The following is a 7,978-nucleotide window of genomic DNA, read 5'->3' as shown; positions in this document are numbered from 1 at the left end:
TGGCCCAAACAAAGACACGGCGTGGCTACGACGACCGGGCGTAAACGGTGTGGCCTACATGATTTTCGACGCTTAACCATATAACCGGTAAGGATATTTGTTATCGTTCCTCCGCTTTTCGGGAGCACACGCCAATACGATCCTTGCCTCACGTGGGGCACTAGACTAACTTTAGTCCACCGGAGGCGTCGATGCAGTTCAACATCCACGAGGCGAAGACCCAGTTCTCGAAGCTCGTCGCGGCCGTGGAGCGTGGCGAGACCGTGACGATTTGCCGGAACGGTCGGCCCGTGATTGCCTGCGTACCGGCGCGGCCCCAGGGGCCGTTTCCGTTCGGCGTTTGGGGATCGCTATCTGGCGAGGCGTCGTCACTCGAGCACATGGTCGGACCGACCGACGAGGAGACACTCGACGACATGGAGCTCTGATGCTCCTCGACACGCATGTGCTGATCTAGGCGATGCTGGCGCCTGATCTTTTGTCGGAGCCGGCGCGTGACGCACTTGTGAATGCGACCGAACGCTGTGTGAGTGCAGCGAGCCTCTAAAAGATCACCTGCAAGGCGATGCTCGGCAAATGGCCCGAGGTCGAGAAACTGCTGTCCGTCGATCTCGACGTGCGACTTCGATCCGACGGGTTCGAGGTCGTCCCGGCGTCCGGGGCCGTGATGGAGCGCGCTGGGCGGTTCACCTGGACGCACCGGGATCCGTTCGACCGGATCATCGTCGCGACCGCTCTCGAACGCGCCATACCGGTCGTTTCGAAGGACGAGACGCTGGACACCGTGTTGGGCGGAGGGGTGCAGCGTATTTGGTAAGGACGGTCCGTAAGCTACCGAAATTCCAAGGTTTCATAACTAATAGTAAGTTCTATTATGTATCTTATATGCTAGTCTTGGCGTTGGAGCGGACCGGGCCGTTACCATCCACGGCGTCGAGTTCGTCATCGACAGCGGGACCATCCGCACGGTCTGAAGATGCCTCCCGACGCCCGCCCTTACGTGAGGAAAAAACGGGCGCCGGCATGCAAACTGTCATCGCTCGATGTCGCCTTTCCCGTCGCGCATCCCAACAAAGTCATCAGGGTCTGGCGCCTCAGTTCCGCGGACCTTGCGCAGGCGTTGGTTCTTGCAGACCGCCTTGTCCAGCGCACCGGACCCACACTGATTTTCGAATGCTGCGCTTCGATCCGAACGGCGGCTTAGCGGAAGCTTAGACGCAGTCAGCGGCCAAACCTGATCGTCCGAAATGCGCCGCGAGCGACCGTCGCGGCGGCGTGCCAGGTGTTCGGTTCGCTGCGCAGCCGCGCCGGGCCAACGGCGTTTCGGCTATTCGCGGATCTTGAAGCGTCAGCTTTCGTTTCCGGTTTCGACGATGCCACAGGGGTGCGTGAGAGTATCCAGAAGCGCCGAGGTCATCTTGGCGTCGCCGAACGCTGAGCGCCACTCGCCGAAGTCGAGGTTGGTCGTGACGATGATTGAGGTGCTCTCGTAAAGACGGCTGACGAGGATGACATTGTCGACGATTTGCTCCATGGCGTCTGTCACTGGGCGACGATGAACTTCGGACGCAAAGTCGGTAGCCGCCCGTTCGTATTTGCTAGGGCTCTCTTCATGACAATTAGGCGAGGAGTGGGCATGGACCTGAACCTTCTGGCCCTCTTCCAGGCTGTTGCCGAGGCGGACAATTTCCGGGCCGCCGCCGACCGTCTGGGCGTGACGCGGTCGGCTGTCAGCCAAGGCATGCGCCGGCTGGAAGACATGATTGGGGTGACGCTGGTCACGCGCACCACCCGCGCGGTGCGGCTGACCGAAGAGGGAGAACGGCTTTATGCGTCTTTTTCCACTCCGCTTGCAGAAATCTCCGCAGCACTCGACGTAGCATCCGGAGACAACCGCCCGCGGGGCGTTCTGCGCCTGGCGGTGACATCCATCGCCGAGACGGTTCTGTCGGGCCCGTCGCTCGTGACCTTTGCCGAGGCGCATCCGGAGGTCGTGCTCGATGTAACGGTGACCGACGAAGAGGTCGATATCGTCGCTGCCGGGTTCGACGCCGGGATCCGGCTGGGCGATGTGATCGAGCAGGATATGATCGCCGTCCAGGTCACTGCCCAAGAGCGCGAGTCCGTCGTCGCCGCGCCGGCCTATGTGGCCGCGCATGGGGCGCCGAAGCATCCGCGCGACCTGATCGCGCATCGCTGCATCGGCTGGCGTCCCTCACCGGACACGGCCCCCTACCGGTGGGACTTCTCGGATAACGGCGTCGCGTTCGATGTCGCCGTGGCACCGCAGATCACCACCAACGATCTGCGCCTGATGCTGCGAGCGGCTCTTGCAGGCGGCGGGATCACCTTCGCTACCCGCGAGACATTCCGGCCTTTCGTGGAGCGGGGCGAACTGGTCTGGCTATTGGAAGATTTCCTGCCGCCGTTTCCGGGCTTTTCCCTTTTCTACCCGCATCGGCGCAACATGGCCCCGAAATTGCGTGCGTTCGTGGACCATGTAAAAGCCCGGCACCCATGAGGGGCCGTTCTGCCGTGACTGGTTAGCCAGGCTAACCGCGATGTCCATCATCCGCCGGATACCGGCGAAAGCGCAAATTGCTCATGTTTCTCGGCATCGGGCCAACGGCCCACATGCAAGATAGGACATGGACATGAAGACCACTCTTCTGACGCTCGCGATGCTCATGGCAGGCTCCTCCCTCTCCGCAGCACCCTGCGCGCAAAGCGGACCGGACTCTCCCGGCGCCCTGCACGCCGACTGGATGATGGAGGGCTGGGAACGCCGCGAGGGCGATCCCAACTTCGTCTTCGAAGAGAAGATGGCGCGCTACTACGATCTTCAGGATACCCGGGGCGTCTTCTACGACAACTTTGCCCCGGGCCAGACGCAGCTGTTCGGCGATGCCGCGGTCTATGGCGCGAACTGGGAGGATCTGCAGAACGCGGCGCGCAGCGTTCTGCACGGGCTGACGGAGGCCAACGAGGCGCTCGTGGGGGACGGCGTCGCCTCGACCACCCTGGGGTTCGTCGGTCAGATCGACCGGCTCGACGGCGAGGTGATCGCCTTCGACGGTCGCTCGCAGCTTGGATGGGCCTGCACGGAGGATGGCTGGAAGATCCAGCACGAGCTGAACTACGCCTGGACTGTCGACCCGGAGGAGATTTCCGACACGCTGGGCCAGCGCGGGACCGGGCAATGAGCGACCCTGCGGTCGACTTCACCGGCCTATGGATCACCGATGACGGCCAGGTCCGCCACGAGCTCCTCCCCGCTGGCCGGTATATCGAAGCGCGCGGACGTCGCGAACGCGCCTATCAGGGCCGCTACGAAATCAGCGGCACCCATGTCGAATACTGGGACGACACCGGGTTCGCCGCGGACGGCGACTTCATCGATGGTGTCCTGCACCACGCCGGGATGGTCCTTCGACGCAATTGAGAAGCACGCCAGGCCATCGCGGCCCGGCGCATCCCCATACCCCGAAAGGAAACAGATCATGACCAGCGAAACCAGACTGGACCGCGGCCGCCGCATGCTCGACCGGATCGACGGCGAGGCCGGACAGAATGTCATCGACGCGCTCGAAGACATCGCGCCCGATTTCGCCACCTACCTGTTCGAGTACCCGTTCGGAGACATCATGTCCCGTCCCGGCCTCGGCCTGCGCGAGCGTGAGATCGCGACGGTGGCGGCGCTCTGCGCCCTGGGCACCGCGGAAAACCAGCTCAAGGTTCATATCCAGGCCGCGCTGAACTGCGGCGTCAGCCGAGACGAGATCATCGAGATCCTGATGCAGATGTCGGTCTACGCTGGCTTCCCGGCAGCTCTGAACGGACTGATGGCTGCCAAGCAGGTCTTCGCAGACGCGCCCGCGAGGTCCTAGCCGGGTCAGCAAGAGGCATGCGGGTACTGCTTTTCGCACGACGGTGCGCAGGGGAATTCCGAGGATCCGTTACGGTCAGTTGCACACCCACCTCGGCGACTTCATGGCTACCTGCAACTTTGCACGTCGGCTCAAGACGCTCGACATCCTGTAGAGCGACGATTGGGATGAGCGGCAGCGTCAATTACGATGAGCGCCTGCGAGCCAGTTTGATGTTTTCCTAATTGTCGCGGGGGGTCAAGGTTCGGGAGTGCGCGTCAATTAGGATGAGCGGTCGGCTCGGCTTTTGACGAGGTATTGCGGGCCTGAGCGCTTTTGCGGCGATAGCTGTCGGTGTTCATCTCCAGGATGATGGCATGATGGACGAGCCGGTCGATCGCGGCGACGGTCATGGCGGGATCAGGAAAGATCGAGTCCCAGGCGCCGAAGGGCTGGTTTGCGGTGATCATCATGGATCGGCGCTCGTATCGGGCGCTGATGAGCTCGAACAAGACGCTCGTCTCGGCCTGGCTTTTCTGGACGTATGACAGATCGTCGAGAATGAGCAGGTGGTATTTGTCGAGCTTTTCGATCGCTGCGGCGAGCCTCAGGTCCTGTCGGGCGGTCTGGAGTTGCTGGACGAGGTCGGTGGTTCTCGTGAACAGGACGCGATATCCGGCATCGATCAGCGCATGACCGAGCGCCGACGAAAGATGCGTCTTTCCCACACCAGGCGGGCCAAAACACAAGATGTTGGTGCCTTGGCCAAGCCAGGCGTCGCCCTCGGCGAGCGCGGCGATCCTGGCCCGGCTGACCATCGGCACGGCGCCGAAGTCGAAGGTGTCGAGGGTCTTTCCGCCGGGCAAGCGTGCTTCGGTGAGATGGCGCCCAATGCGCCGTCGGACGCGCTCGGCCACTTCGTGTTCGAACAGCGTCGCCAGGGTCTTCGCCGCCGGCCAACCTTCCTCGTCGGCGGTTTGGCTGATCGTCGGCCACAGGGTCGCGATCGTGGGAAGCCGCAGCGTGGTCAGCAGGAGCGGCAGGCGGGCGGTATCGGTCGTGATGGTCATGCCGTCACCTCCGGTTCCGCAGGCCGCCGGGCGAGCAACCGGTCGTAGACGCTGGCGTCCGGCATCTCGATATGCACCGCCGGGATCGGTCCCGGTGCGGGCAGGAAGCGATCCCTGAATGCGGTGACATCCGGCAGGTCGCCCTGGTCGAGGACGGTGCCGAGCGCTTCGGCGATCCCGGCCTCCCTGCCAGTGTCGTGGGCCAGGGCGAGGAGCGCGACCATCGTGCGTGAGGCTTCCCGGGCAGACCCGACAGCCATCAACGCATCGAACGCACGCCGATAGGCCGGTCGCGGCCACAGCGCGTCGCGATAGGTGAGACCCGCCAGAGCGCCGGGCCTGGCGCGCAGCGAGCCGATCACGTGGCGATAGTCGACGACGTGGGTGGTCGTCCTTTTGGCGCCCTTGGACGGGGCGCGGCCGCGCGGCAGGGTGAGGACCCGTTCCCCGGCAAGGAAGGCCTCGATCCGGTCGTCATGGACACGCAGATGCAGGCGATGACCGATCAGGCGGGACGGCACGGTGTAGAAGGCATGGCGGAACGAGAAGCCCGACGAGCTCGTCACCCGGACGCTGGCTTCGTCCCAGGTGACGGGCGCCGCCGGAGGCAACGGCTTCAAATGGCCGCGCTCGATCTCGATCGCATCGCGATGACGGCGATTGTGATCGGCGACGACGCTGGCAACGAAGGTCCGGTAGGCGTCCAGCGTGTCGAAATCGGTCGAGGCGCGCAACAGAGGTGGTCCGGGAAATCTGAACACGGGCGATAGGTGGATGATCCGCGCCATATCGGCATGATGCCGAGAGCGAGGAGAGACCATGACGAGACGACCACGCCGGAACCACAGCCCGGCCTTCAAGGCGAAGGTGGCGCTTGCGGCTATCAAGGGAGAGCGGACGCTTTCTGAGCTGGCCGAGCAGTTCGACGTCCATCCGAACCAGATCACGCAATGGCGCGCCCAGCTTCTCGAGGGGGCGTCTGGCGTGTTCGGGTCCGCGCCTGCCGCCGAGGCCACTCCGGCCGTCGACGTGAAGACACTGCACGCGAAGATTGGCGAGCTGACGCTCGAGAACGATGCTTCGTAGGGCTTACGCGGCCCCACTGGGGCCACGGTCCCTACTGCGATGTCCGTCGCGCTCGGGAAGGCAGGTCTCCTGCCGAGCGCAAAGCGATGATCGACCGGAACCATAGGCTCAGCCTCGCCCGACAGGCCAGGACGCTCGGGATCAGCCGGGGCAGCGTCTATTACCTGCCGCGCCCGGTGTCGGATGCGGATCTGACGCTGATGCGCCGGATCGACGAGCTGCACCTGGAATATCCGTTCGCCGGCAGCCGGATGTTGAAGGGACTTCTGAACGGCGAAGGCCATGAGGTGGGTCGGTGTCACGTCGCGACGCTTATGAAGCGTATGGGGATCGCGGCTATTTATCGTCGTCCGAACACTTCGAAGCCGGCGCCGGGGCACAAGATCTATCCTTACTTGCTGAGGGGCTTGGCCGTGACCCAGCCCAACCAGGTCTGGGCGATGGACATCACCTACGTCCCCATGGCGCGCGGCTTCGTCTACCTGGCCGCCGTCGTCGACTGGTTCAGCCGCAAAGTCCTAAGCTGGCGGCTGTCGATCACGCTATCCGCCGACTTCTGCGTCGAGGCCCTAGAGGAAGCGCTCCGTCGCCATGGCAAACCGGAGATTTTCAACACTGACCAAGGATCGCAATTCACCAGCGTCGACTTCACGAAGGTTCTGAAGGATGCGAAGATAGCCATCAGCATGGATGGCAAGGGTGCATGGCGCGACAACGTCTTCGTCGAGCGGCTCTGGCGGACGGTCAAATACGAGGAGGTCTACCTGCGCGCCTACGCAAGCGTGTCCGAGGCCCGGGCCTCGATCGGACGCTACCTCGACTTCTACAACGGCACGCGGCCACATTCATCGCTCGGCGGGCAGACGCCCGACCGGGCCTATCTCAACCAGCCATCGCCAATACCGGCGGCAGCGTAATCAAGGCGGAGATCCACTTAACGAAAGCCCGGACGTTGTTCAGACAAACCGAGCCACCTCTACAGCCCCTGGCAACGCGGCACGAACGAGAACACCAATGGGCTCCTGCGCCAGTACTTCCCAAAAGGCACAGACCTTACGATGCATGGGCCCGACGAACTCAATGCCGTAGCCGCCGCACTCAACGGCAGGCCGCGGAAGACATTGCGATGGAGAACACCCGCCGAAGCGCTGGACGAGTCGCTGGCCAAGACGCAGAATGACTGTGTTGCGACGACCGGTTGAGACCGCCCAATACACATCCGTGGCGTTCGGCCTGCGATGCAAGGAGGCCGGGGTCCGCCCGTCGATGGGATCCGTTGGCGACGCCAACGACAACGCCATGTGCGAGAGCTTCTTCGCCACCCTCGAATGCGAGTTGCTCGACCGGCGCAAGTTCACCACCAAGGCCGCCGCCCGCATGGCCGTCTTCGAGTTCATCGAAGGCTGGTACAACCCGTCGCGCCGCCATTCGGCAATCGGCTACAAGTCCCCCATCACGTTCGAAAGGACCGCGCAGAACCAGCTACGATCCGCTACTGGCTAACCGTCCACGGAACCGGGGGAACTCCAACTCCACGTTGCCGAGCTGACCCCGTGCTTCCGGCAGACGTCGGCCGTCGCCACGCCCGCTTCCTGCTCCTTCAGCATCGCGATGATCTGCTCCTCGCTGAACCTCGATCTCTTCATCCGTCCATCTCCTTCTCAGGGACGGACTCTACCCAAATTCGGAGGAGGAAACGGGGCTCAGGTCACCGCCCATCACGCGGCGCAAGCCAGGTCATCTCCCTGTCGACCCAGATCAGCAGGGACCCCCGCTTCCTGAGCGACGCGTTGTAGCTGGACCAGTTCGTTGTACGATAGCGGGCGGGAGATGGCTTGCTCATGCGTCGCGTCTGACGCCATGGATTCACGAAGTGAAAGATAGTGTCCCACCCTGTGGTGTAGGAGGCCGCGCGCGGAGCCTTTGGCTCGGCGCAGCGTGCGGCCGGGCTGGTGG

The 7,978-nt window shown here is 63.4% G+C and carries 9 protein-coding genes and 5 pseudogenes; 9 read left to right on the top strand and 5 right to left on the bottom strand.

Features of this window, described 5'->3' with window-relative positions:
- Positions 1–191: 191 nt before the first annotated feature.
- Positions 192–428 (top strand): type II toxin-antitoxin system prevent-host-death family antitoxin, encoded by a 237-nt coding sequence (locus Q1A87_RS22295; protein WP_299656718.1) that lies wholly within the window; start codon positions 192–194, stop codon positions 426–428.
- A 137-nt stretch (positions 429–565) separates the two neighbouring features.
- Complete coding sequence (locus Q1A87_RS22290) at positions 566–817, top strand: PIN domain-containing protein (RefSeq protein WP_299656715.1); 252 nt, start codon at positions 566–568, stop codon at positions 815–817.
- A 531-nt stretch (positions 818–1,348) separates the two neighbouring features.
- Here Q1A87_RS22290 and Q1A87_RS22285 read toward each other — a convergent pair.
- Positions 1,349–1,528 (bottom strand): annotated as a pseudogene (locus Q1A87_RS22285) (ATP-binding protein); the annotation flags it as partial.
- Positions 1,529–1,636: 108 nt separating this feature from the next.
- Here Q1A87_RS22285 and Q1A87_RS22280 point away from each other — a divergent pair.
- From Q1A87_RS22280 to Q1A87_RS22265, 4 genes are all read left to right on the top strand, one after another.
- On the top strand, positions 1,637–2,521 hold the full coding sequence (locus tag Q1A87_RS22280) for a LysR family transcriptional regulator (RefSeq protein WP_299656712.1): 885 nt from the start codon (positions 1,637–1,639) through the stop codon (positions 2,519–2,521).
- Between the two features lie 133 nt (positions 2,522–2,654).
- Positions 2,655–3,203, top strand: a complete 549-nt coding sequence (locus Q1A87_RS22275; RefSeq protein ID WP_299656709.1) for a hypothetical protein — start codon at positions 2,655–2,657, stop codon at positions 3,201–3,203.
- Positions 3,200–3,442 carry an Atu4866 domain-containing protein gene (locus Q1A87_RS22270; protein WP_299656706.1) on the top strand — a complete coding sequence of 81 codons (243 nt, stop codon included), beginning with the start codon at positions 3,200–3,202 and terminating at the stop codon, positions 3,440–3,442. Before Q1A87_RS22275 ends, Q1A87_RS22270 begins: the two co-directional genes overlap by 4 nt.
- Positions 3,443–3,500: 58 nt before the next feature.
- Positions 3,501–3,887 (top strand): carboxymuconolactone decarboxylase family protein, encoded by a 387-nt coding sequence (locus Q1A87_RS22265; RefSeq protein WP_299656704.1) that lies wholly within the window; start codon positions 3,501–3,503, stop codon positions 3,885–3,887.
- Between the two features lie 257 nt (positions 3,888–4,144).
- On the opposite strand, the gene istB is transcribed toward Q1A87_RS22265, so the two are convergent.
- Positions 4,145–4,936: an IS21-like element helper ATPase IstB gene (istB, locus tag Q1A87_RS22260; RefSeq protein ID WP_299656701.1), complete on the bottom strand. Its 792-nt coding sequence runs from the start codon at positions 4,934–4,936 to the stop codon at positions 4,145–4,147.
- Positions 4,933–5,670, bottom strand: coding sequence for a hypothetical protein (locus Q1A87_RS22255; RefSeq protein WP_299656698.1), 738 nt, complete (start codon positions 5,668–5,670; stop codon positions 4,933–4,935). The genes istB and Q1A87_RS22255 overlap by 4 nt, the downstream gene beginning before the upstream one ends.
- 85 nt (positions 5,671–5,755) lie before the next feature.
- Between Q1A87_RS22255 and Q1A87_RS22250 the strand changes: the two are divergent.
- The 3 genes and pseudogenes from Q1A87_RS22250 (at position 5,756) to Q1A87_RS22240 (ending at position 7,525) form a co-directional block, all read left to right on the top strand.
- Positions 5,756–6,939: pseudogene (locus Q1A87_RS22250) on the top strand (IS3 family transposase).
- A 63-nt stretch (positions 6,940–7,002) separates the two neighbouring features.
- Positions 7,003–7,224 (top strand): annotated as a pseudogene (locus tag Q1A87_RS22245) (IS30 family transposase); the annotation flags it as partial.
- 19 nt (positions 7,225–7,243) lie between these two features.
- The gene (locus tag Q1A87_RS22240; protein ID WP_299656694.1) at positions 7,244–7,525 is read left to right on the top strand and encodes an integrase core domain-containing protein; all 282 of its coding nucleotides are present in this window, start codon (positions 7,244–7,246) and stop codon (positions 7,523–7,525) included.
- A 17-nt stretch (positions 7,526–7,542) separates the two neighbouring features.
- Here the strand turns inward: Q1A87_RS22240 and Q1A87_RS22235 are convergent.
- Together Q1A87_RS22235 and Q1A87_RS22230 are read right to left on the bottom strand one after the other, a co-directional pair.
- Positions 7,543–7,668, bottom strand: a pseudogene (locus tag Q1A87_RS22235) (transposase); the annotation flags it as partial.
- A 65-nt stretch (positions 7,669–7,733) separates the two neighbouring features.
- Positions 7,734–7,865: pseudogene (locus Q1A87_RS22230) on the bottom strand (IS5/IS1182 family transposase); the annotation flags it as partial.
- Positions 7,866–7,978 lie beyond the last annotated feature (113 nt).

Origin of the sequence: uncultured Jannaschia sp., from assembly GCF_947494055.1 — a bacterium.
Lineage (GTDB): Bacteria > Pseudomonadota > Alphaproteobacteria > Rhodobacterales > Rhodobacteraceae > Jannaschia.
The sequence above is the reverse complement of the archived record's forward strand: the minus strand, read 5'-3'. Positions and strand labels throughout refer to the sequence as shown.